Below are 22325 nucleotides of genomic sequence, written 5' to 3'. Positions count from 1 at the left end.
GTGGGCGGGGGCCGTCAGCGGTGCCCCGCCAAGATGATGAATGCGTCGAGGGTGTGACCCAGGTTCCGGGTCACACCCTCGACTGCGTCGGCGTCGGCCTGAGCGGGCGGTGGCCGGAACGCGGGGCGACGTCTGCGTCGGCTGACGCACCGCACCCCCGCCTGCCAGGCCGCGGAAGTGCTGTTGATATGTTCCCGCTCATGGAAACCGTTTTCGTTAAGGCAGGCCTGTGCCTGGTGCTGGCCGCGGCTGGCTGCTCCGACGGGGGAGCCGCACCGGCCGCGCAGGACCACCTGGCCACCCCGGTCCACCTGACCAACTGCGGACTGCCGGTCAGCGTCACCGCGCCACCCCAGCGAGCGATCGCACTGGAGCAGAACGCCACCGAGATCATGCTCAGCCTCGGTCTCGCCGATCGGATGGTCGGCACCAGCTACCAGACCGACCCGGTGCTGCCCGAGCTGCGCCCGGCGTACGAGAAGGTGCCGGTGCTGGCCAAGCTCTACCCCTCACGAGAGGCGGTCCGGGCGGCGAACCCGGACTTCGTCTACTCGACCTACACCTCCGCGTACGCTCCGGACGCCGCGGGCTCGCGCGCTGACCTGGCCACGCTCGGCGTGCCGGCGTACCTCTCCGAGTTCGCCTGCGAGAAGCCGGCCGACGCGACCCAGACGGTCACCTTCGACGGGATCTTCGACGAGATCCGTGACATCGCCGGCGTCTTCGGCGTCCCGGAGCGGGCCGACAAGCTGATCCACGACCAGCAGAGTCGGTTGGACGCCGCCCGAGGTGCGGCGCCGACGGCCGCGCCGAGCGCCGGCCCGTCAGTCCTCTGGTACTACTCCGGAACGAGCACCCCGTACGTGGCCGGGCACGGCGGGGTTCCGGACGCGATCAGCTCCCTGCTGGGCGCCCGCAACACGTTCACCGATGCCAACCAGAAGTGGCCGGCGGGCAACTGGGAGGAGATCGCCAAACGCAACCCGGAGGTGATCGTGTTGGCCGATCTGAGCAGGGGCGGCGACGGCGACAGTGCCCAATCGAAGATCGACTTCCTGCGCCGCAACCCGGTGACGTCGAAGCTGGACGCGGTGGTCGCCGGACGGTTCGTCACAGTGCCCGGCTCGTCGATGGACCCGTCGATCCGTAGCGTCCAGGCGGCGGAACTGGTCGGCGCCAACCTGCACGGGACCGCTCGATGACCCCGCCGGCCGGCGCCGAGGTCGCCGTGCTGGACCAGTCGGCTGCCCGCCGCCTGCTCGAACTCTGGAACGACCAGCAGTCCGCCTATGTGGCCCACCGCGACCTGCGGTTCGACGCGATGGCCGACGTGCTGCGGCTGCACTGCCCGGACGACCTCACGATCCTCGACCTGGCCTGCGGTCCCGGTGCGATCAGCGACCGGATGCTGGCGCAATTCCCCCGCGCAACCGCCGTCGCGGTCGACTACGACCCGATCCTGCTGGAGGTCGCGCGGCGTGCCCTGGACCGGTACAGCGCACGGGTCCAGGTCCACGACGTCGACCTGGTGGCCGAGGGCTGGGAGGAGGCGCTGACCGGACGGCGGGTCGACGCCGTGCTCACCTCGACGGCACTGCACTGGCTCGCGCCGGAGCAACTGCTGCGGGTCTACACCACCATGGCACGGCTGCTGCCCGCCGGTGGTGTGCTGCTCAACGGCGACCACCTCCGCTACGACGAATCGGCGTCCACCCTGCGCGACATCGCCGGTCGGCACGACGCGCAGGTGCAGCAGGAGACATTCGCTGCCGGAGCGCTCACCTACTCCGCCTGGTACGCCGAGGCGGCCCGACACCCGGAACTGGCCGGCCTGGCTGCCCAGCGGGATCGGCGGTTCGCCGACCGACCGCCGCCGGCCCCAGCCTCACTGGAGTTCCATCTGGCTGCCCTTCGCACGGCCGGGTTCGCCGAGGTCGGCACCGTCTGGCAGTACCTGGACGACTACGTGGTGTTCGCCCGCCGATGAACCCGCGAGCCGCACGATCCCTCGTCTCGGCGAGCGGCCCGCCCGGGTCGACGCGACGGGACTCGCCACCCCCTACCGGCATCTCGAGAAGCGGCCGGTACGTCCTGCCGCTGGCCCTGCTCCTCCTGCTGGTCACCATCGCGGCGGCGGTCAGCGTGGGCTCGGCCGACCTGCCGGTCGACAGCGTTCTGCGTTCGGTGGCCAGCCACGTGGGCCTGCCGGTCCAGCCACTACCGGCGTTGCCGGACAGCATCGTGTGGGATCTCCGGCTGCCCCGGGTGCTGTTGGCCGCGTTGGTCGGTGCCGGTCTGGCGGTGTGTGGGGCGGTGCTCCAGGCGCTCACGCGAAATCCGCTGGCCGACCCGTTCCTGCTCGGTGTCTCGTCCGGCGCCTCCACCGGAGCGGTGGCGGTGTTGGTACTCGGCATTCGGATCGGCGCCGGCCCGGTCGACCTGACCACCGGCGCGTTCGTCGGCAGCATGGCCGCGTTCGGCGCGGTGCTGCTGCTGGCCGGCCGGCGGGCCGGCGAGCCGACCCGGATCGTTCTCGCCGGGGTGGCTGTCTCGCAGCTCTTCAGCGCGGTGACCAGCCTGATCGTGATCTCCGACGCGCACACCCAGGACACCCGTAGCGTGACGTTCTGGCTGCTCGGCTCGCTGACGGCGGCCTCCTGGGCGTCGGTGACGCTGAGCGCCGTGGTGGTCGCCGTCGGCCTGCTGGTCTGTTGGGCCAGTGCGTCGGCGCTGGACGCGTTCGCGTTCGGCACCGATACCGCCCGCTCGCTCGGTTTCTCTCCCGGGCGCACCCGGCTGTTGCTGTTCACCGTCACCGCACTGATGGCGGCCGCGCTGGTCGCGGCGAGCGGCGCCATCGGTTTCGTCGGGTTGACCGTGCCGCACGCCGTACGGTTCCTGTTCGGCTCCGGGCATCGGACGTTGCTGCCCGCCGGCGCGGTGATCGGCGCGATCTTCCTGATCTGGGCGGACACCGTGGCGCGGACTGTCTTCTCGCCACAGGAACTGCCGGTGGGCGTGCTCACCGCGCTGCTCGGGGTGCCGGTGTTCGCGCTGGTCATGCGACGCCGGACGGGTACGCCGTGATCGGGTCGGGCGCCGCCGGCCGGGGAGTGGGCGGCAGTGGTCGGGCGACCGGCGGTGACGCGTACCCGGCGGGAGCGTTGCCGGCGCGGCTGCACGCCGACGGGATCGGGTGGCGCGTGGCCGGCGTACGGATCCTGGCCGGGGTGGCGCTCACCGCCGAGCCGGGCGCCACGGTCGGGTTGCTCGGGCCGAACGGCTCCGGCAAGTCGAGCCTGCTGCGACTACTGGCCGGGCTGGCGCGGCCGGAGTCCGGGCGGGTGCTGCTCGACGACGTCGCGGTGGGCGCGATACCCCGGCGTGCGCTGGCTCAACGGATCGCGGTGGTCACCCAGCAGGTGGCCACCGACGTGGAGATGTCCGCACTGGAGGTGGTTCTGCTGGGCCGGACCCCGTACCGGCCACGTCTTGCCGGGGTCGGCGCCGCGGATCTGGACCTGGCGCGGCGCGCGCTCGCCGAGGCCGGCCTGGCGGGCTTCGAGCAGCGGCGCTGGTCCAGCCTCTCCGGTGGTGAGCGGCAGCGGGTGGACCTGGCCCGCGCTCTGGTGCAGGAACCGGATCTGCTGCTGCTCGACGAGCCGACCAACCACCTGGACATCCGGCATCAACTGGAGTTGCTGCGGTTCCTCGCCGAGTCGGCCAGCACCGTCGTGGTGACTCTGCACGACCTCAATCTGGCCGCGCAGTACTGCGACCGGCTGGTGCTTCTGTACGGCGGGCGGGTGGTCGCGGCGGGTACGCCCGTCGAGGTTCTCACCACCAAACGGATCGAGCAGGTCTATCAGGTGCGCACGGACGTTGCCATCGCCGCTGACGGCCGGCCCCGGATCTGGTACCGCAGCCACGCGACGTAGGCACCGACGGAGCTGACAAAGCGGGGCCGATACCCCGCGGCACTCAGGTTCGCACTCGACCCGGGAGGATGTCTGAACACTGTCTGGTCCGTACGGGGGAGAAGATGACCATGGACCGCACCTTGGCCGAGATCCTGGACGCGGCGGCGCACGGGCACTTCCCGCCACCGGACGGCGGGACCACCGTGGTGTCGCAGCCGAGCCGCCGCGACGCCGGAGTCATCGCCTTCACCGGACACTCGGTGGTGTTCACCGACGAAGACCCCCAGTGGGTACGTCGTACGCTGGCCACCCTCGACTGCGACTCCCTGGCGGCCACGATGAATCCGCGTTTCCTGGGTGCGCTGCTCGACCGCACCCGGCGCTCCATGGACACGATCGACCTGCTGACCGTCGCGAATTACCTTGCCGGGCCACCCCCGTTGCGGCTGACTGAGCTTGCGGACGCCGATCATCCTCGCGAGGTCAGGTCACGTCGGCGCCGTGACGACATCCGCGTCTGGGCCGCCGAGGGTGGGGTGGTCGTGCTCGGCCGCGGGGTGGCCGGCCGTTGGGAGGCGGCGATAGAGGTCGACGACGAGCATCGCCACCGGGGTCTGGGGCGGGCGCTGGCGACGGCCGCCCGACATCTGGTGCCCGACGGTCAGCCGGTCTGGGCCCAGCAGGCCGCCGGCAACGCGCGCAGCGTGCGCGCCTTCCAGGCGGCGGGTTTTCGACCGGTGGGCGCCGAAGCGCTTCTTCTCCAGACGTAGGCACCGCACCGGGCGATCCGCACGTACCACTGTGGGCCGAACCGTGATCGGCAGGAGGTTTCCGAGATCACGCCCGGGGGCATCCCGCGGATGAAGTCAGCCGCCCGCTACCCCTGATCGAGGAGAGCACCATGTCGGTCCAGGCATTTCTCTACGTTGTCGCCGTCATCCTGATCGTGCTCGCTGCTCTGCCGCTGCCCACGAGGGGTGTCTCGCTCGCGCTTCTGGGTGCCGCCTGCGCCCTTCTCGCCTACGCCTGGCCGGTGATCACCGACTGATCGTCGCGTGAGTCGTCGTCGGTGCGGCCGGTGGCCGGCAGCCAGAGCGTGATCGGGCTGCCGGCCACCGGCCGCGAGTCTGTTTCCCTCACGTGGTCGGGGTTCGCTTGCTGAGTTTCTTTCACGAGCGTAGGAAGAACACCACCCATCGATCTGCCGTTCAGTGTCGAAGGAGATGCGTGTGACCACCTCCAGAGGGCTCCGTCTCGCCGTGTCCGTGCTGGTGGCAGCAGGCGCCGTCCTGCTCGGCACGGCGGCCCCTGCCGCACCGCCAACGACTCCCGCAACGGCCGGGCACCCGTCCTGCGATCCGATCGACCCGACCGCCTGCCTGCTGCCGTTCCCGAACGACTACTTCACAGTGCCGGACCGGAGCAGTCCCACCGGCAAGCGGGTGCGGTTCGCCGCCGCCGCGATGCCCGCCAACGTGCAGGGAACCTCGATCGACCCGACGGAGTGGAACCGGCAGGACGGGTTCAGTCCCGGCTCACCGATCCTGGTGCGCGTACCCGGCCTCGACGCCGCGGCGAGCGGGATCCCGCCGGTCACCGACATCGGCCGCTCGCTGGCGCCGGACGCGCCGATCGTGCTGCTCAACACCCGGACCGGTGAGCGCACGCCGTACTGGGCCGAGTTGGACGCGCACGCCGCAGGCCAGCCCGACCGGCAGCTGCTGATCATCAGGCCGGCGGTGGCGTTGACCGAGGGCACCCGCTACGTCGTCGGGCTGCGCGGCCTGCGCGACGGCAACGGGGCGTTGATTCCGGCGCCGAAGGCGTTCACGGCGTACCTGACCGGTGCCGGCCTCAAGCCACGGGACGCTCGGGGGCCGCAGCTGAGGCGGATCGTCACCGACCTGACTCGGACCGGCGTCAAGCGGCACAGCCTCTACCTGGCCTGGGACTTCACAGTGGCCAGCCGGCACGGGCTGACCGGGCGGATGGTGGAGGTCCGCGACGACGCGTTCGCCGACCTCGGTCGGGCCGCGCCGCCGGTCACCGTCACCCAGGTGACCGACTATTCGCCGGAGCAGGATCCGCTGATCGCCCGGCAGGTGACCGGCACCATCGGCGTACCGTCCTATCTGACCGGCGACGGCGGGCCCGGCTCCCGGCTGCACTACGGGCCGGCCGGCGGCGCCGGGACGCCGTCCACGCCGAACGCCCTGCCCACACCGTCCGGCCCGACGCTGGCGGCGGACTTCGTCTGCAACATCCCCCGCAGCGCCTCGGCCACGAGGCCGGCCCACCTCTCGCTCTACGGCCATGGACTGCTCGGCAGGCCGACCGAGATCAACGCCGGCAACGTCAAGGCGATGTCGAACACCCACAACTTCACCTTCTGCGCGACCAGCTGGATCGGCATGGCCGCCGCCGACGTCCCCTATGTGGCCGGCGCCTTCACCGACCTCAGTGTCTTCCCCGCGGTGGCGGACCGGTTGCAGCAGAGCTTCCTGAACTTCCTCTTCCTGGGTCGCGCGATGATCCACCCGGCTGGGTTCGCCGCTCACCCGGCGTTCCGGGACGCCACCGCCCGGCCGCTGATCAATCGCGTCGGCGGGCTGCACTACGACGGCAACAGCCAGGGCGGCATCAACGGAGGTGCGCTCACCGCCATCGCCCAGGACTGGACCCGGTCGGTGCTCGGCGTACCGGCGATGAACTACTCCACGCTGCTGCAACGCAGCGTGGACTTCGCACCGTTCCAGACCGTCCTCGACGGCTACTACCCCGACAAGGTCGACCAGCAGCTGGTCCTCGCGCTGCTGCAGATGCTGTGGGACCGGTCCGAGGCCAACGGGTACGCCCAGCACATGACCGACCGGCCACTACCGCGCACCCCGGCGCACCAGGTGCTGATGCACGTGGCCTTCGGCGACCAGCAGGTCTCGCCCGCCGCGGCGGAGGTGCAGGCGCGCACCATCGGCGCGCGCCTGCACACCCCCGCGCTCGCCGACGGCTGGTCACTGGACGCGCGGCCGTACTGGGGCATCGCGCCGATCCGCCGCTACCCGTACACCGGCTCGGCGATCGTGATCTGGAACAGCGGCGCGGCGCACGCGCCGCCACCGACCAACCTCGCTCCGGCCGGGCCGGAGTTCGGCGACGATCCGCACGAGTTCCCCCGCGCCCAGGCAGCAGCCCAGAAACAAAAGGCGGTCTTCCTGCTCACCGGCAAGGTCGTCGACGTCTGCGCGCGGACACCCTGCCCGTGACCCGAGAGTCGGGGCGAAGCGGGGCGCTGGCTGTGCCAGCGCCCCGCCGGGGCGAACGTCGAGTTCGCCGGGTCAGCAGCGCACTTCGGTCTCCTTCTGCGCCACGTCCGAGATGCCACCGAGGGCCCGGGTGCACACCGACAGCGTGTTGGCGCCCGAGGACCACACCTCCGGGCCGCCGGAACACTGCAGGTCGCGCAGCGTGCTTCCGGTCACGATGGAGGTGCAGACCTGGTACGAGCCGTGGCTGGCCCGGTACTGCTGCCACACGTACGTGTAGGCGTAGTTCTTGCCGCAGCCCTTGTACTGCTTGACCGAAGCCGCGGTCTGACCGCCGACGGTGACGTACGCGGTCGCGCCGATCTGCACCGAGCCGGCGCAGCGCGGGTTGGTCTCGGCGTGCGCGGGTCCGGCGAACGCCAGCGTCGCTGGCACAGCCAGACCGGCGGCCGCGAGAACGCGCACGCCACGTCGGGAAAGGCTCTTCATCGGTGACCTCCTTCAATGCACCGGGACCGTCGAGCCCCGGTGTCGTCGATGCACCACATTGATGGCGGCCTTGGCCCGTTCGGTACCCTCTGACACGCTCTGACAACGCCTGACGACGTCGTCTGACATGGGGGAGTGATGAAGGACCAGCGTGCCGCCGCCCAGTCAATTCAGGACAGACAGGCCGTCGAGAGGTTCGCCGAACAGCTGCGGACCCTGCGGACCGCCGCGGGCGAACCGTCGTTCCGCAAGATGGCGGGGCGGTCGGGCCGGATCTCGCACACCACGTTGCACGAGGCCGCGGCCGGGACCAGGTTCCCCTCCTGGGAGACCGTGCGGGAGTTCGTCCGAGCCTGCGAGGCGGACGAGGTCCAGTGGCGGCGTCGCTGGGAGGACGCGCAGCGCCCCGCGTCTGCGCATGGCACCGAAGACGGCGATGCCGCGCCGGTCAGTACCGAGTCCCCGACCGACGCCGAAACCCCGATCACCACGGGCGGGGGGAAGCCCGACACCGGGACCGACGCCTCGGAGACCCACGGGCCTGTCGTGTCCGTCGTCCCCGCGTCGTCCCCGAAGGAGCAGAACGCGCTGCGCAGCACGGACTATCCGCCGACCGACGAGGACGTCGCGGGTGCACGGCGGCTCCGGCTGCCGTGGCTCGCCGCCGCAGCGGTGGTCCTGGTGGTGGCGATGGTCGCCGTCCTGGGCATCGTCGTCCGCGGCCGGTCGTCGCGGAACGACTCCGGCGCGGTGGCGGCGTCGTCAGCACCGTCGGTCTCGCCGTCGGCCTCAGCGTTCTCGGACTCGCTGATCCCCGGCGACTCCAGCAAGTTCATCTCCGACGTCACCATCCCCGACGGCACCCGGGTGCGGGTGAACTCCCAGTTCGTCAAGGTGTGGGCCCTCAAGAACGTGGGGAAGGTGGCCTGGCACAACCGTTTCCTCCAGCGGACCAACCCCACCGCCGACGCCGACGGTTGCCAGGTGCCGGACCGGGTGGCGATCGGTGACACACCGCCCGACGAGCAGGTGATGATCAGTGTCGAGGTCACCGCGCCGAGTCGTCCCGGGAAGTGCTGGGTGAGCTGGAAGATGGTCGACGAGAACGGGCAGGAGTACTTTCCCACCCGCCGGCCGGTGTACTTCATGGTCACCGTCACCGCCTGAGTGCGCTCCCGGTCAGCTCGACCGGTGTCAGAGTGTGAACCATCGATGTCAGTCCTGGGTGCCGCCGAAGCTGACAACACCACATCCATCGAGGTCGGTGGCGGCCTGACGGATCTGACAGGACAGTAGGGGTACCGAACAGTAGGTCGATTCTCGCAAGGTGATGTCCGTTCCGAACGACACACCAACTGCGAGGAGATCGACCTTGCGCCGTCCCTGGTTATCCGTCGGGCTCGCCGCGCTCTGCGTGGCCGTCGGTGTTCCGGCCCACGCGGGGGCCTCGACATCCGGCGCCACAACGCAGCGAACCGCCACCACGACCGCGCGGCCAGTCGTGGACATGGAGGCCACCGTCCTGGCCGCTCAGATCGACCCCCGCCGGGCCGACAACACCCTGACCCCGGGCGCGAAGAACTCCGTACTCGCCGTCGAACAGGCGCTCCAGGCCCAGAACCTGCTGAACGCGCAGTGGGTCGACGGTTACTTCGGCACCCAGACCGTCTCGGCGTACGCGGCGTACCAGCGCTCGCTCGGCTACACGGGGCTGGCCGCGAACGGGCTGCCCGGCACGACGTCGCTGACGAAGCTCGGGCAGAACCGCTACACCGTCGGCAACACCATCGGCCCGGGCGCGAAGGTCCCGCGTGACGGGTACGTCGTCAACGCCCGTACGCAGGCGATGCTGGGCGAGGCCCAGCGTCTGCTCGGCTACACCCTGGTCCTCGACCAGGGCTCGTACAACCCCGGCGGCGACCCCACCTCGGCCGGCACGCACGACGGCGGGGGTGTGGTGGACATCGCGGTCACCGGCATGACCGCGGCCAAGCGCACCGCCGTCGCGCGGGCCCTGCGCCAGGTCGGCTTCGCGGCCTGGGTCCGTAACCCGAATCAGGGCGACTGGCCGTGGCACATCCACGCCACGGCGATCAACGACACGGACCTGTCCAGCCAGGCGCAGCACCAGGTCGGCGACTACTACCTCGGCATGAACGGCCTGGCCAACCAGGGACCGGACGACGGCCCCCGGGTCCCGATCAAGACCTGGGAGCAGTACCAGCGCGGGCAGTGACCCGCACCCCCTCACCGTTTCTGAAAGGACACCATGAACATCCGTAAAAGCCTCGCCGCCGTCGGCGTCGCGCTGGCCGCGACCACCTCGATCCTCAGCGTCGCATCGCCCGCGTCGGCGGCGGCCCGAGACGGGGTCTGCGACAGCGGCGAGTTCTGCTACTACTACAACAGCGACAACGCGGGATCGATCTCGGACTTCACCGGCTCGCTCGACGACTACGGCACCGAGCAGCCCTCGTGCTACGACTTCAAGGGCGCTGGCGCTGGCAAGGGCCTGTGCATCAAGAACGAGGCCGCCTCGGTCTGGAACCGCAGCACCAAGACCGTACGCGTCTACTACAACAGCGGCTACGCCGGTGCTTACCAGGACTTCGCGGCCGGGGCGAAGGGCAACCTCAACGCCACGCTGAAGAACAACAACGCCTCGCACCAGTTCTCGCCGTCGACCCGCACGAACCTGTCGTACGCCCTGTACCAGGCCAGCGGCGGCACTGTCACGTGCGGCTTCGACGGTTACACCACCACGCCCGGCCGGCACGAGGGCATCGACATCGCCCGCAGCGTCGGCTCGGACGTGCGTGCTTTGGTCTCCGGAACGGTCATCTACGTCGCGCGGGGCACCACCGGCAGCGGCGGCCTGTCCACGATCTCCGTCTACAACTCCTCACTCAACAAGTCGGTGATCTACCTGCACACCGCGCCGAAGTCCGGGGTGAGCGTGGGCGACGCGATCAGCAAGGGCGAGATCATCGCGGATGAGTCGTGGCACGGGGTGTCCTCCAGCTCGGGCGCGCACACCCACGTCGAGGTCCGGGCCGGCCGGCAGACCCACGCGGCCGTCAGCGTCGGCGACCCCACCCTGGACAACGCCGACCCGACCGCGTTCTGGAACTCCCAGGGCTACAACGAGAAGTAGGACGCCATGAATATCCGCAAGGGCCTCGCCATCGTCGGCGCCGTCCTCGCCATGTCCACCTCCATCCTGAGTGTTGCCTCGCCGGCAGCGGCGGCCACACGGGACGGAACCTGCGACAGCGGCGAGTTCTGCTACTACTACAACAGCAACCAGGCGGGCTCGGTCTCCGACTTCACCGACTCACTGGACGACTACGGTACGACCCAACCGACCTGCTACGACTTCAAGGGCACGGGCAGCGGCAAGGGCCTGTGCGTGAAGAACAACGCCGCGTCGGTGTGGAACCGGTCCGGCAAGACCGTGCGGGTCTACTTCAACAGCAACTTCGCCGGTGCTTACCAGGACTTCGCGGCCGGGGCGAAGGGCAACCTCAACGCCACGCTGAAGAACAACAACGCCTCGCACGAGTTGCTGAGTGGGCCGACGGGCTGTAGCACCGACGGCACCAACAGCAAGCTGCCGAGCACCATCCTCGTCTACCGGGTCAGTCTCGGGCGGGTCGACCGGGTCGACTTCAAGACGTACGTCAAGAACGTCCTCCCGAACGAGTGGGTGACGAGCTGGCCGGCCGCCTCGCTGGACGCCGGTGCGATGGCCGTCAAGAGCTACGGCTGGTACTGGGCGCTGCACTCGACCCGGAAGACGTCCGGCGGACAGTGCTACGACGTCCGGGACGACACTGGCGACCAGGTCTACCGGCCGTCGTCGGCACAGACGTCGACGTCCGCGGCGGTGGACCGGACCTGGTCGGCCCGGATGACCCGGAGCGGCAACATCCTGCGGGCGCACTACTGCGCGACGACGACCGCGTGCGGTGGCTGGGTGGACGGGGACTGGCTGTCGCAGTACGGCTCGCGTGATCTCGCCAACGAGGGCAAGAACTACCAGGCGATTCTGCGCTACTACTACCGCGACATCGCGCTCTCCTGAGGTAAGGCACCAAGCGCGCCGCCCGCCGCAGATTTTGCGGCGGACGGCGCGCTCACGGGTACGGCACCGGCTACGCCGGCGGCTCGACCGCCTCGACGAGCACCTCGAGCACATGCCGGTACGGCTGGCCGGTGGCTCGGCTCATGCCCATCTCGCAGGTGCGGTTGCAGGAGGCGTACGCGTCGTGGTCGCGCTCATTGATCTCGGCGGCCTGCGCCGCGGTGGCGCCGGCCGTGACCTCGGGGTGCAGCAGCCCCCGGTCACCGGCGAAGGCGCAGCACCCCCAGCTGTCCGGCACGGTGACGGTGTCGGCGACCGCCCCGGCCACCGCACGCAGGTCGTCGATGCCGCCCAGGTGCACTGTGGAGCAGGTGGGATGCAGGGCCAGCGAGCCGAGTCGCCGGGGCTGCGGCAGCGCCGGCAGGAGGTGCTCGGCGGTGAAGGTCACGCTGTCGACGAAGCGCAGCGCGCCGTACCGTTCCTGGTCCTCCTCGGCCAGCGCGGCGGTCAGCTGCGTCAGCCCGTGCGTGCAGGATGACGCGTCGCACACGACGGGCAGTCGGCCCTCGTCGCTGGCCGCCCAGAGCGCGGCCAGGGTCCGCTCGGCCATCTCGCGGTGACCGGCGGGGTAACCCTTGGACTGCCACGGAGTGCCGCAGCACAGACCTGCCGTGCCGGTCGGTACGACGAGCGGCACCCCCGCCAGTTCGCAGAGGCGCAGGAACGCCGCCGCCGAACCGCCGGACGAGCCGTTCTCCGGTGCGAAGAGGCTGCCGACGCAGGCGGCGAAGAACACCGCCTGGGCGTCGGGCGCGCTGCGGGGGGTGGGCCGGGGCGCGCCGGCGCGCGGCATGTCGTCGCTCCACAGCGGCACGAGTTCGGTGGTTCCGAGCCCACGGATCGCCTTGGTGGCGGCGCGGGTCACCGGCGTCGGTACGGCGTGTGCGGCGGTCAGTCCCACCCGGACGCCCGTCACGGCGGCCTGCCAGTGCCGCGCGGCAGTGCGGGCGGTGCGCTGGGCGCGAGGGGTGTGCCGCTCGGCGCGTAGCCGTTTCATCGCCGCCCCGGTGTCGATGCCGACCGGGCAGGCGGTGACGCAGAGGCTGTCCGCGGCGCAGCTGTCCACCGCGGCGTACTCGTAGTCGGCGGTCAGCTCCCGGCGGCGCTCCTCGTCGCCGGCGGCGGTGGCGAGGGCGATCTGCCGTTGCAGGACGATGCGCTGCCGGGGGGTGGTGGTGACGTCGGCGGTGGGGCAGACCGGCTCGCAGTAGCCACACTCGACGCAGGCGTCCAGCTCGGGGTCGACCGCCGGTACGGCCTTGAGCTGCCGCAGGTGCACGGTCGGGTCGTCGTTGAGCAGCACACCGGGGTTGAGCAGGCCGCTCGGGTCGCACAGCCGCTTGAGCTCGCGCATCACGTCGTACAGCTCGTCGCCGTACTGCCGGCGAACGAAGGGCGCCATGGCCCGGCCGGTGCCGTGCTCCGCCTTGAGCGTTCCCCCCTCGGCAAGCACCAGGTCGACCATGTCGTCGGTGAACCGGGCGTAGCGGTCGATCTCGGCCGGGGTGTCGAAGGACTGGGTCAGCATGAAGTGCAGGTTGCCGTCGCGGGCGTGTCCGAAGATCACCGCGTCCGGGTAGCCGTGCCTGTCGAACAGTCGGATCAGCCCGTCGCAGGTGCCGGTCAGGCGCGGCATCGGCACCGCGACGTCCTCCAGCAGGGCCGTGGTGCCGGGCGGGCGGGCCCCGGCGACGGCGGTGTAGAGGCCCTTGCGCAGGTGCCAGAGGTTGGCCCGTTCGCGCGGGTCGCGGGTCAGCTCGGTGCCGGTGACGGCCGGCAGCCGGTCGAGCACGGGCCGGGCGTCGGCCAGCGTCGCGGCCAACTGCTCCGCGCTGTCCTCGGCGAACTCCACAAGCAGCGCGGCGTGGCCGGAGACCGTCAGCCCGCGCAGGGCCGGGCTCGCACCCGGGTCGCGCTGGCTGACCCGCAGTGCGGCCGCGTCGAGCAGTTCGGCGGTACGGGCGCCGGCGGCGAGCAGGGCCGGCAGCGCGTCGGTGGCGTCGGTGAGACCGGGCAGGATCAGCAGGCCGGTGGCGGCGTGGTCGTGGATCTCGACGGTACGGAAGACGGCCTCGGCCACGAAGCCGAGCGTGCCCTCGCTGCCGATCATCAGGTGGGCGAGCATCTCGACCGGGGTGCTGTGGTCGAGCAGCGAGTTAAGCCCGTACCCCATGGTGTTCTTCATCGCGAACAGCCGCTCGATGGTGGCGCGCGACCCCGGCGTCGCGCGCACCCGGTCGCGCAGGCGCAGCAGCCCGGCGTGCAGCTCGGGCTCGTCGGCCCGCAGCCGGTCGTCGGCGTCGCGGGCGCCGGAGTCGACGACGGTGCCGGACGGGAGCACGAAGCGCAGCGACTCCATGGTGCGGTACGCGTTGTCGGTGGTGCCGCAGGTCATCCCGCTCGAATTGTTGGCCACCATGCCACCCACAGTGCAGGCAGCTTCGCTGGCCGGGTCCGGGCCGAGCCGGCGTCGGTAGCGGGCCAGCCGAGCGTTGGCCTGTCGGATCGTCAGGCCCGGCTGGAGCCGGATGCGGCGTCCGTCGTCGAGGACCTCGGCGTGCCGCCAGTCGGTGCGGACGTCGACCAGCACGCCCGCGCCGCCGGCCTGCCCGGCGAGGCTGGTGCCGCCGCCGCGCAGGGTCAGCGGCACGCCGGCCTCCCGGGCGCCGGCCATCAACGCCCCCACCTCGGCGGCGGAGGCGGCGCGAACCACGGCCTGCGGCTCGAACAGGTACGGCGAGGCGTCGTGCGCCGCCGCCAGCCTTCGGGGCAGCTCGGCGCTGGCCCGGCTCGGATCATCGAGGCGCGAGCGCAGCAGCTCGGCGACAGCGCGGGCACGAGCGCCGGCCGCGGTCGGCGGCGGCACGGGTACGACGGGTCTCATCGGCGGATCCTCCCGGGAGAGTGGTCAGCCGGCCACCGGCGGCACGGCGGGACGGCCGGCGATCAGTAGTCGGCGGGGAGCGGTGCTGGCCGGAGCCGGCAGCCGCAGCGGCTGCCGGCCGGGGGTGATGCTGCCGAGCACGGAGGCGTGCCGCGCGCCGGTGCCCGAGGGCAGGGTGCCCGGCAGTCCGTGCACGGTCAAATAGCCCAGCAGCGCGAAGGCGAGCGCCTCCTTGGCGTCCGACGCGATGCCCAGGTCGTCGCTGGAGGACAGCTGGACGCCGGGCAGTTCGTCGGCGATCATGCGCATCAGCGTCGGGTTGTGTGCGCCGCCGCCGGAGACGACGAGGCGGGTGACGCCGTGGTCGCGGCAGGCGCCGGCCACCGTGACCGCCGTGAGCCGGGTGAGCGTGGCCAACACGTCCTGCGGGTCCGGTGTGGGCGCGTCGGCGAGGGCGGCGAGCAGGTAGGGCAGGTGGAACAGCTCTTTCCCGGTGCTCTTCGGGCCGGGCAGCCGGTAGTACGGCTCGTCGAGCAGCCGCCGCAGCAGGTCCGGGTTCACCTGTCCGGCGGCCGCCCCGCGCCCGTCCCGGTCGTACTCCTCGGCGCCCCCGCTGAAGTGGCGGGCGGCGGCGTCGAGGAGCGCGTTCGCCGGACCGGTGTCGAAGGCGAGCGGGTCCGCGTCGGGAGCGACGACGGTGATGTTGGCGATGCCGCCCAGGTTCAGCGCGGCCGGGACGCCGGGCAGGCCGCCCAGCAGCAGTGCGTCGAAGAGGGCGACCAGGGGAGCGCCCTGCCCGCCGGCGGCCACGTCGCGGCTGCGCAGGTCGGCTACGACCGGGAGGCCGGTGGCCTCCGCTATCCAGGCCGGCTGACCCAGCTGGAGAGTGCCCCGAACCGTGCCGTCCTCCACCCAGTGGTGCATGGTCTGCCCGTGCGAGACGACCAGGTCGGCATCGCCGTCGCACAGTTCGGCGAGGGTCCGCACGCCGGCCTCGGCGAAGGCCTGGCCGATGCCGGTGTCCAGCACGCAGATCGCCTCGGTGGTGGTCGCGGCGGGCGGCAGGGCGGCGGCGATCTGCGTGCGCAACTCGTCGGAGTACTGGTGGCTGAGCCGGCCCAGCGGTCGCATCCGCACTGTGTCGCCGCTCAGCTCGAACTCGGCCGCGGCGGCTTCGATGCCGTCGTAGGAGGTTCCGGACATCAGGCCGATCACGCGCATCACGTCCTCCTTCACGCCCGGCCGGCGGGCGCCGCCGCTGCGTCGTCGTCGACCTCGTCGCTACGTCCATGGTCGTACGGCGTTTCCGGGGCCGGGTGGAACCGGCTGGACACCGCGCCGACGACCAGGGTGATCAGGACGCCGATCGGGACCAGCCACTGCGCGGCGATGGCGGTGGCGGTGGTCGTCCCGGCCGTCGTCACATCGATCTTGACGTAGCGGACGATGTACGTCATCACCGCCACAGTGACCAGGAAGGCGATCACCGCGTCGACCTGGTTGGCCCGCTTGACGAGGCGGCCGAGCAGGAAGGCACCGAGCAGCGCCCCGTAGGTGTAGCCGGCGATGGTCAAACCGGTCAGGTAGACGTTTCCGGTGCTGGAGCTGAACGCGCAGGCGAAGACCGCCATCAGCACCGCCCAGACCAGGGTCATCACCCGGGCGAGGCGGAGCATCGCGTCGTCGGACGGGACCTTGCGGAAAAAGCTGTGGATGAAGTCGGCGACGGTGGAGTTCGACATCGAGTTCAGCGCCGAGGACAGCGAGCCCATCGCGGCGCCGAGGATGCCGGCCACCAGCAGACCCGAGATGCCCACCGGCAGGGCGTGCAGGATGAAGCTCGGGTAGAGGTTGTCGCTGCTCGCCAGGCCGAGTTCCTTGAAGGTCTGACCCTTGTTGTACGACCACAGCAGCGCGCCGACCAGGGAGAACGCCGCGAACTGGATCACCACGAAGATGCCCGAGGAGATCATCGCCTTCTGCCCCTCGCGCAGCGTGCGGGTGGACAGGATGCGCTGCACGATCAGCTGGTCCGACCCGTGGCTGGCCATCGCGAAGATCGCGCCACCGATGATCGCGGTCGGCAGGGCGAACGGGCTGGTGAGCACGTGCGAGAGCGCGAAGTTGGTGTCGAAGAGCTGGAACTTGCCGGCGTCCAGCGCCTGCGAGTAGCCGTCGAAGCCGACGGCGTGGCTGAGCACCGCGATGGCCAGGATCGCCCCGCCCAGGTACAGCCCCATCTGGATGGCGTCGGTCCAGATGACTGCCTTGATGCCACCGAGGTAGGTGTAGACCACCGTGATGAGCGTCAGGACGATGATGATGGCCTGATAGCCGACATTCAGCCCGAACTCGTCGAGAAGAAGCTTGATGGGGATGGCCGAGGCGAACAGCCGTACACCCTCGGCGAGCAGTCGGGTGAAGACGAACGTCACCGACGCCAGACCCTGAAGTTTCAGGCCGAACCGCTCACCGAGGTACTGGTAGGCGCTGACGAACCCACCCCGCTTGTAGAGCGGGATGAGCACCGCGGCCACGACGACCCGACCGATGACGTAACCCAGGGCTAGCTCGACGTTGCCGAAGCCCTGACCGCTGTAGGCGCCGCCGGGAACACTGATCACGGTCAGGACGCTGGTCTCAGTGGCAACCACGGAGAACGAGACGGTCCACCAGGGCAGTCGACCCTCGCCCACGAAGTAGTCCTTGGCGGACTTCTGTTTACCGGACAGGCGTAGTCCGACGTAGGCGATCACCACGAGGTACAGCACGATCACGACGAGGTCGAGTTGACGCACGGCTCGCTCCCAACCAGCGGTTGTCAATAAGTGACGGTGACCCAGCCTAACGCGAAACTTTTTGCCACCGCCCGTCCGGGCTGGTTACGCTGTGGTTTCAGCCTGCTGATACGGGGACTGTTCGCAGCTGCGCCCTCGGCCTGGCCGCGGCGGCGGGTCGCGAGGACGCACTCGACGGCGAGCCGCCGGGCGACCGGAGGACCTCTCCCCGCCGGCCGGCGACTGCAGACCAGCGAGAGGAACGAGCACCCCGTGGACCTCAGCACCCTCGGCACCGAGACCCGCAACGACAAGACCGGCGACCTCGACCGGATGTCTCCCACCGAGTTGCTTCTCGCGATGAACGACGAGGACCAGACCGTCGCCGACGCCGTCCGCCGGGCCGTGCCGGACATCGCGGCCGCCGTCGACGTCATCGTGGCGTCGCTCCGCCAGGGCGGACGGCTGATCTACCTCGGCGCGGGCACCAGCGGCCGGATCGGCATGCTCGACGCCGTCGAGATCCCACCCACCTTCGGTACGACGCCCGAGCGGGTCGTCGGTCTGCTCGCCGGCGGGGCACGAGCCTTCGGTGTCGCCGTCGAGGGCGCGGAGGACGACCCGACCCGCGCCGTCGCCGACCTCGACGCCGTCGGCCTGACCGCCCGCGACACTGTGGTCGGGCTCGCCGCCAGCGGTCGTACCCCGTACGTGGTCGGTGGGTTGGATCACGCCCGCGCGCTTGGCGCGGCGACCGTCTCGGTGGCCTGCAACACCGACGCGGTGACCAGCCGGCACGCCGACGTCGCCATCGAGGTGCCCACCGGCCCCGAGGTGCTCACCGGTTCCACCCGGCTCAAGGCCGGCACCGCCGAGAAGCTGGTCTGCAACATGCTCTCCACCGCCACGATGGCCAGGCTCGGCAAGGTCTACGGCAATCTGATGGTGGACATGAACGCGACCAACGAGAAGCTCGTCGACCGGGCGCGTCGGATCGTCGCCGAGGCCGCCGACACCGACCTCGACACGGCGGCGCGGGCGCTCGCGGCGGCGCACGGGCACGCCAAGACGGCCATCGTGCTGCTGTTGGCGAACTGCACCGCCGAGGAGGCCGCGGCCCGGCTGCGCGCCGCCGACGACGACGTTCGGGCGGCCGTCGCTGCCTGACCCAGGGGGTTCGCGGTGGGCGCAGCCGGCGATCGGCGGTGACCGTTGGTCACCTCGGTCGGAGCGGATTCCGTATTGGGCGATATACCTCAGAGGGATATATATACCTCTGAGGTATATCGCCCAACAGCACATCGACATGGCGATCCAGCCATTGCGCACGCAGCCGGCCCAATTGCCGGCGCGTGACGGTGGGTCGGGAACAAGCGCACGCGACCGGGGTGCCGTCGACCGCATGGCGTCGGAGTAGTACCTCCGTCCTCGGCGACGATTTCATCAGCTCGACGAAGCGCCCCGTCCATGCGGACGGGGCGCTTCGTGGTGTCAGTCGAGCTGTGTGTCCGGAACCGTTCAGTCCTCGTCCGCGTCGCCGTCAGGGGAGCTGGCCAGCTCGATCCGGGGGGACCGATCCGGCGGGAGGTGGGCGAAGTCGGCGATGACGACGACATCCACCTCACCGTCGATCATCGTCTGCTCGACGGTCTCCCAGGGGGCCCGCATGATTCCTGCGAATCGGTAGGAGTGTTCGCGAAGGTGGCTGAGACACCTCGCGACGGCGGGCTCCGACGGCTCGATATGGGCGGGGATCCAGATAACGGCGATTTCCATGAACCTCTCCTGATCAACGTCGTGGACGCGAGTGGGTGATCAGGAGTCATTGGGGCGGGGGAGGACCCCGCTCGACGGGACGGCTGGTCGCGCGCATGTCGACGGCGGTGACGGTGAGCCCTGGCCGCAGCGGCGAGGTGGGCGGCGAAGCGTCGGCTGTTGACGTGGGTGGATCAGCGCCGCCGGCACCGACGCCGGTCGGTGCGGACGCCAGCGCCAGCACGAACGCCGGTAGCCCCGGCGCGGGACGGGCGGGCGGGTTGGGCCGCTGTCCGGTGACGGCGGTCATCGTCGCCCGCGCCTGCGCCGACGCCCGTCCATCGGACGTGCCGCGAGCGCCGCTTCGGGTCACTGTCGCCGGCACACGCGTCGACGGTGCCAGCGATGGCCGCGAGGTGACCCGTGCCTCCGGGGATGCCGAGGCCGATGGTGTCGCTGTGGCCTGCGGTGACGACGACGGGTTGCCGGCCGGCCGACTTGGCCGGGCGGTCGAGGGCTTGGCCGACGGTGTCGGCAGCGGAACGGCCGAGGGCAGGGGGTCCGTCGACGGTAGAGGCAGCGGGTGGGTCGACGGTAGAGGCACGGGCAGGGAGACGACAGCGGTCGGCAGGGGCAGGGGGACGGTCAGCTCCACCTCGACCACGTCGGCCACCGAGACCTTGATGGCCTCCGGCGAGGTGGCGACCTCCACCAGCGGGAGACGCGACGGCGATGGGGTGTCGGCGTGGGCGGGGTTGGCGCCCAGAGCCGCACCGAGCGCCACCGCGCCGAGCGCCACCGGGGGGAGGCTGTGCCTCAGCCGCATCAGACGGAGGTCGCCGGCAGTGGGGTCGCCAGGCATGCCCGGTCCGGCTCACCGGTTCGGTGTCGCCGGCCGAGCTGTTGCCCCTCGCGCCCTGCCGTTCCCTCCATGTGCGGGTTCTTGCCCCGGGGGACAGAGGGCTACACCTTCTGTCGATATCTCCCGGTGAGCGATGTGGACGGACCGGGAGCGCACCTGGTCGGTTCACACCCGGGCCTCGGTCGGTGTCGGCGTGGGGTCGAGCGGCAGGTCACGCAGTCGGCGGATCGGCGTCGACAGGTAGATGATCGGGGACAGCACGGTGACCGCCCCGAAGATCAGCAGGGTGGTACGGGCGCCGAGTGGCCCGGCCAGGATGCCGGCGAGCAGACCGCCGACCGGGATGGCACCCCAGGAGACGAACTTGACCGTGGCGATCACCCGGGACAGCAGCTCCGGAGGGCTGGCGAGCATCCGGTAGGTGCGGGTGGTCACGCTGAGCACCACAGTGGAGCCGGCGAAGATCAGATTCCCGACGGCGAAGGCCAGGAATGCGGCGGTGCCGGTGCCCAGCGGGATGATGAGCGCGCCGACCACGCCGACGAAGGCCGCGATGATCAGGCCGCGGGCGGTGCCGAAACGATCGGTGAACCGGGTCGTCAGTGCGGCGCCGATGAGCGTGCCGAGGCCGTCGGTGGCGATCAACAGCCCGACCATGAACGGCGATGCGTGTAGCTCGCGCACCAGGTAGAACGGGAACAGGGCGAGCATGGCGCCGTTGACGAAGTTCGTCGCTGTGGCGTCCCACATAGCCGGCCCGATGATCGGGTGTCGGAGCACGAAGTGCCAGCCCTCACGGATCATCGTGACCATCGGTGGTCGCTCGGCCGGTCGCTGCACCCGCCGGGCCGGCAGGGTGCGCAGCAACACGGCGGAGAGCAGGTAGCTGACGGCGTCCACGAACAGTGTCGGCACCGCACCCAGCAGCTGCACCGCGAAACCACCCAGGGATGGCCCGCCCAGCGCGGTGGCGGCATGAGTGCCGGAGGTGAGGCTGTTGCGGGCCTGCAACTGCGCGGCCGGCACGATCTCCGGCAGGAAGGTCTGGTTCGCCACGTCGAACAGCACGGTGGCGAAGCTCAGCACCAGGGCGACCGCGATCAGCTGGGTCACCGTCAGCATGTCGAACCACCAGGTCAGCGGGACCGACGCGATGGCGAGGGCCCGGACCAGGTCCAGGGCGACCTGCATGCCGCGCAGCGGCACGCGCTGCACGATGACCCCCGCCGGCAGGCTGATCAGCAGGTACGCCAGGTAGCCCGCCGCCGTGATCAGACCCATCTCGAAGGCCGACGCGTGGAGCACGGTCAGCGCGGTCAGCGGTAGCGCCATTGCGCCGACCGCCGAGCCGAGTTGGCTGGTCGTGCCGGCGACCCACCACCGCCAGAACGTAGTAAGTCCCATAATGGAACTCACTATAGGGGCGCGCGGGAGACGGCGTCGACCCCGCCGGTGCGGGATCGACCGAGAACTCGCTGCCTATCCCGCTCGGCGCACCATCTCGGTGATCCAGGTGGGCGCGAACGGAGACGTGCAGCCGGGGGAGGTGGGGTAGTCCTTGAGCACCTCCAGGCGTTCGCCGATATCGATCGCCCGTTCGCGGTGCTCGGCGTGCTCGATGCCGATCTGCGCCAGGCAGTGGTTCATCGCCCACTGCAGGCGATCCGGCGCGTCCTTCATTTCGGTCTCGATCACAGCGAGCAGTCCCGGGAGGTCGAGACTCTCGGGCTTCTTCGTCACGCGTTCGGTGGTCAAGGCCCAGCCGGCACTCGCGACCACGGGATCCGAGTCGGCGAACCAGGCCAGCCGCAGCTCCTCGGAGTGTGGGCTCTTCTTCACCACGTAGTTCAGGAGCCAGTCGTGCACCTTTGGGGCGCGCGCCTCGCGCAACATGACGTCCAACTCGTCCCGCTCGAACGCCCTGGGACGGCAGATCAGGATTGCCAGCAGCCGCGCCGAGGCATCGCCCGTCGCCCAGAGCTGGCGCGCGAGATCGTGCTGCGTCTTCAGCCGCTTCGCGAGCGCCCGAAGCGCGCCGAGGTGCACGCCATGATCGTCACCGTGTCTGGCGTTCACCGCCCGTGCCTTCGGGTCCTCCAGCTCGACCAGTTCGGCCGTCACCTCGGCCAGCGTCGTCGTAGTCATCGGCGCCTCCTGCTCATCGGACCGGACGTTTCACACTCGCGTAACGGGTATCCAGGCGTACCAGTGCGACCGGCGGTGAACAGCTT

At 70.7% G+C, this 22325-nt stretch carries 21 protein-coding genes; 12 read left to right on the top strand and 9 right to left on the bottom strand.

The genetic code is table 11. From position 1 onward, the window contains the following. Positions 1-200 precede the first annotated feature (200 nt). The 7 genes from ACQRWP_RS15015 (at position 201) to ACQRWP_RS14985 (ending at position 7183) form a co-directional block, all read left to right on the top strand. On the top strand, positions 201-1202 hold the full coding sequence (locus ACQRWP_RS15015; RefSeq protein WP_430502845.1) for an ABC transporter substrate-binding protein: 1002 nt from the start codon (positions 201-203) through the stop codon (positions 1200-1202). Then, positions 1199-1987 carry a class I SAM-dependent methyltransferase gene (locus tag ACQRWP_RS15010; protein WP_430502844.1) on the top strand — a complete coding sequence of 263 codons (789 nt, stop codon included), beginning with the start codon at positions 1199-1201 and terminating at the stop codon, positions 1985-1987. Before ACQRWP_RS15015 ends, ACQRWP_RS15010 begins: the two co-directional genes overlap by 4 nt. Further along, positions 1984-3087 (top strand): FecCD family ABC transporter permease, encoded by a 1104-nt coding sequence (locus tag ACQRWP_RS15005; RefSeq protein WP_430502843.1) that lies wholly within the window; start codon positions 1984-1986, stop codon positions 3085-3087. Before ACQRWP_RS15010 ends, ACQRWP_RS15005 begins: the two co-directional genes overlap by 4 nt. Next, complete coding sequence (locus ACQRWP_RS15000; protein ID WP_430502842.1) at positions 3084-3938, top strand: ABC transporter ATP-binding protein; 855 nt, start codon at positions 3084-3086, stop codon at positions 3936-3938. The genes ACQRWP_RS15005 and ACQRWP_RS15000 overlap by 4 nt, the downstream gene beginning before the upstream one ends. A gap of 110 nt (positions 3939-4048) precedes the next feature. After that, positions 4049-4690 (top strand): GNAT family N-acetyltransferase, encoded by a 642-nt coding sequence (locus tag ACQRWP_RS14995; protein WP_430502841.1) that lies wholly within the window; start codon positions 4049-4051, stop codon positions 4688-4690. A gap of 131 nt (positions 4691-4821) precedes the next feature. Further along, a complete protein-coding gene (locus tag ACQRWP_RS14990) occupies positions 4822-4968 on the top strand; it encodes a hypothetical protein (RefSeq protein WP_167337290.1) in 147 nt (48 codons plus the stop codon). 181 nt (positions 4969-5149) lie between these two features. Then, a complete protein-coding gene (locus tag ACQRWP_RS14985; protein WP_430502840.1) occupies positions 5150-7183 on the top strand; it encodes a hypothetical protein in 2034 nt (677 codons plus the stop codon). Positions 7184-7255: 72 nt separating this feature from the next. On the opposite strand, the gene ACQRWP_RS14980 is transcribed toward ACQRWP_RS14985, so the two are convergent. Next, entirely contained in the window at positions 7256-7672 is a 417-nt protein-coding gene (locus tag ACQRWP_RS14980; RefSeq protein ID WP_430502839.1) for a hypothetical protein, read from the bottom strand. A gap of 138 nt (positions 7673-7810) precedes the next feature. Here ACQRWP_RS14980 and ACQRWP_RS14975 point away from each other — a divergent pair, with 138 nt between their 5' ends. Next, entirely contained in the window at positions 7811-8839 is a 1029-nt protein-coding gene (locus ACQRWP_RS14975) for an NBR1-Ig-like domain-containing protein (protein ID WP_430502838.1), read from the top strand. 48 nt (positions 8840-8887) lie between these two features. Here ACQRWP_RS14975 and ACQRWP_RS14970 read toward each other — a convergent pair whose 3' ends face one another. Then, positions 8888-9181, bottom strand: a complete 294-nt coding sequence (locus tag ACQRWP_RS14970) for a hypothetical protein (protein WP_430502837.1) — start codon at positions 9179-9181, stop codon at positions 8888-8890. On the opposite strand from ACQRWP_RS14970, the gene ACQRWP_RS14965 reads away from it, so the two are divergent. Genes ACQRWP_RS14965 through ACQRWP_RS14955 form a run of 3 tightly spaced genes read left to right on the top strand, consistent with a single transcriptional unit; the run spans position 9180 to position 11756 of the window. Continuing rightward, entirely contained in the window at positions 9180-9908 is a 729-nt protein-coding gene (locus ACQRWP_RS14965) for a peptidoglycan-binding domain-containing protein (protein WP_430502836.1), read from the top strand. The genes ACQRWP_RS14970 and ACQRWP_RS14965 overlap by 2 nt on opposite strands. 33 nt (positions 9909-9941) lie before the next feature. After that, positions 9942-10826, top strand: coding sequence for a peptidase inhibitor family I36 protein (locus ACQRWP_RS14960; protein ID WP_430502835.1), 885 nt, complete (start codon positions 9942-9944; stop codon positions 10824-10826). Between the two features lie 6 nt (positions 10827-10832). Beyond that, the gene (locus ACQRWP_RS14955; protein WP_430502834.1) at positions 10833-11756 is read left to right on the top strand and encodes a peptidase inhibitor family I36 protein; all 924 of its coding nucleotides are present in this window, start codon (positions 10833-10835) and stop codon (positions 11754-11756) included. 70 nt (positions 11757-11826) lie between these two features. Here the strand turns inward: ACQRWP_RS14955 and ACQRWP_RS14950 are convergent, their stop codons facing one another. Genes ACQRWP_RS14950 through ACQRWP_RS14940 form a run of 3 tightly spaced genes read right to left on the bottom strand, consistent with a single transcriptional unit; the run spans position 11827 to position 17498 of the window. Next, positions 11827-14700: an FAD-binding and (Fe-S)-binding domain-containing protein gene (locus ACQRWP_RS14950; RefSeq protein ID WP_430502833.1), complete on the bottom strand. Its 2874-nt coding sequence runs from the start codon at positions 14698-14700 to the stop codon at positions 11827-11829. Between the two features lie 24 nt (positions 14701-14724). Beyond that, positions 14725-15921, bottom strand: coding sequence for an anhydro-N-acetylmuramic acid kinase (locus ACQRWP_RS14945; RefSeq protein ID WP_430502832.1), 1197 nt, complete (start codon positions 15919-15921; stop codon positions 14725-14727). 11 nt (positions 15922-15932) lie between these two features. Then, a complete protein-coding gene (locus ACQRWP_RS14940) occupies positions 15933-17498 on the bottom strand; it encodes a sodium:solute symporter (protein ID WP_430502831.1) in 1566 nt (521 codons plus the stop codon). A gap of 252 nt (positions 17499-17750) precedes the next feature. On the opposite strand from ACQRWP_RS14940, the gene murQ reads away from it, so the two are divergent. After that, on the top strand, positions 17751-18644 hold the full coding sequence (gene murQ, locus ACQRWP_RS14935; protein WP_238667857.1) for an N-acetylmuramic acid 6-phosphate etherase: 894 nt from the start codon (positions 17751-17753) through the stop codon (positions 18642-18644). A gap of 351 nt (positions 18645-18995) precedes the next feature. On the opposite strand, the gene ACQRWP_RS14930 is transcribed toward murQ, so the two are convergent. The 4 genes from ACQRWP_RS14930 to ACQRWP_RS14915 all read right to left on the bottom strand — a co-directional run bounded on the left by ACQRWP_RS14930 (position 18996) and on the right by ACQRWP_RS14915 (position 22239). After that, a complete protein-coding gene (locus ACQRWP_RS14930; protein WP_430502830.1) occupies positions 18996-19145 on the bottom strand; it encodes a hypothetical protein in 150 nt (49 codons plus the stop codon). Positions 19146-19299: 154 nt separating this feature from the next. Beyond that, positions 19300-20058, bottom strand: coding sequence for a hypothetical protein (locus tag ACQRWP_RS14925; protein WP_430502829.1), 759 nt, complete (start codon positions 20056-20058; stop codon positions 19300-19302). Between the two features lie 201 nt (positions 20059-20259). Next, positions 20260-21498, bottom strand: a complete 1239-nt coding sequence (locus ACQRWP_RS14920) for an MFS transporter (protein WP_430502828.1) — start codon at positions 21496-21498, stop codon at positions 20260-20262. 75 nt (positions 21499-21573) lie between these two features. Then, complete coding sequence (locus ACQRWP_RS14915) at positions 21574-22239, bottom strand: DNA alkylation repair protein (RefSeq protein WP_430502827.1); 666 nt, start codon at positions 22237-22239, stop codon at positions 21574-21576. Positions 22240-22325: the final 86 nt, after the last annotated feature.

This window comes from Micromonospora trifolii, assembly GCF_050516465.1.
In the GTDB taxonomy this organism is placed as follows: domain Bacteria; phylum Actinomycetota; class Actinomycetes; order Mycobacteriales; family Micromonosporaceae; genus Micromonospora; species Micromonospora trifolii.
The sequence above is the reverse complement of the archived record's forward strand: the minus strand, read 5'-3'. Positions and strand labels throughout refer to the sequence as shown.

Bases quoted from the DNA above. Each gene is read 5' to 3' on its own strand.
- ACQRWP_RS15015 (WP_430502845.1), top strand. From the start codon at position 201: ATGGAAACCGTTTTCGTTAAGGCAGGCCTGTGCCTGGTGCTGGCCGCG.
- ACQRWP_RS15010 (WP_430502844.1), top strand. From the start codon at position 1,199: ATGACCCCGCCGGCCGGCGCCGAGGTCGCCGTGCTGGACCAGTCGGCT.
- ACQRWP_RS15005 (WP_430502843.1), top strand. From the start codon at position 1,984: ATGAACCCGCGAGCCGCACGATCCCTCGTCTCGGCGAGCGGCCCGCCC.
- ACQRWP_RS14995 (WP_430502841.1), top strand. From the start codon at position 4,049: ATGGACCGCACCTTGGCCGAGATCCTGGACGCGGCGGCGCACGGGCAC.
- ACQRWP_RS14990 (WP_167337290.1), top strand. From the start codon at position 4,822: ATGTCGGTCCAGGCATTTCTCTACGTTGTCGCCGTCATCCTGATCGTG.
- ACQRWP_RS14980 (WP_430502839.1), bottom strand. From the start codon at position 7,672: ATGAAGAGCCTTTCCCGACGTGGCGTGCGCGTTCTCGCGGCCGCCGGT.
- ACQRWP_RS14975 (WP_430502838.1), top strand. From the start codon at position 7,811: ATGAAGGACCAGCGTGCCGCCGCCCAGTCAATTCAGGACAGACAGGCC.
- ACQRWP_RS14965 (WP_430502836.1), top strand. From the start codon at position 9,180: ATGGAGGCCACCGTCCTGGCCGCTCAGATCGACCCCCGCCGGGCCGAC.
- ACQRWP_RS14970 (WP_430502837.1), bottom strand. From the start codon at position 9,181: ATGTCCACGACTGGCCGCGCGGTCGTGGTGGCGGTTCGCTGCGTTGTG.
- ACQRWP_RS14960 (WP_430502835.1), top strand. From the start codon at position 9,942: ATGAACATCCGTAAAAGCCTCGCCGCCGTCGGCGTCGCGCTGGCCGCG.
- ACQRWP_RS14955 (WP_430502834.1), top strand. From the start codon at position 10,833: ATGAATATCCGCAAGGGCCTCGCCATCGTCGGCGCCGTCCTCGCCATG.
- ACQRWP_RS14950 (WP_430502833.1), bottom strand. From the start codon at position 14,700: ATGAGACCCGTCGTACCCGTGCCGCCGCCGACCGCGGCCGGCGCTCGT.
- ACQRWP_RS14945 (WP_430502832.1), bottom strand. From the start codon at position 15,921: ATGCGCGTGATCGGCCTGATGTCCGGAACCTCCTACGACGGCATCGAA.
- ACQRWP_RS14930 (WP_430502830.1), bottom strand. From the start codon at position 19,145: ATGCGGGCCCCCTGGGAGACCGTCGAGCAGACGATGATCGACGGTGAG.
- ACQRWP_RS14925 (WP_430502829.1), bottom strand. From the start codon at position 20,058: ATGCGGCTGAGGCACAGCCTCCCCCCGGTGGCGCTCGGCGCGGTGGCG.
- ACQRWP_RS14920 (WP_430502828.1), bottom strand. From the start codon at position 21,498: ATGGGACTTACTACGTTCTGGCGGTGGTGGGTCGCCGGCACGACCAGC.
- ACQRWP_RS14915 (WP_430502827.1), bottom strand. From the start codon at position 22,239: ATGACTACGACGACGCTGGCCGAGGTGACGGCCGAACTGGTCGAGCTG.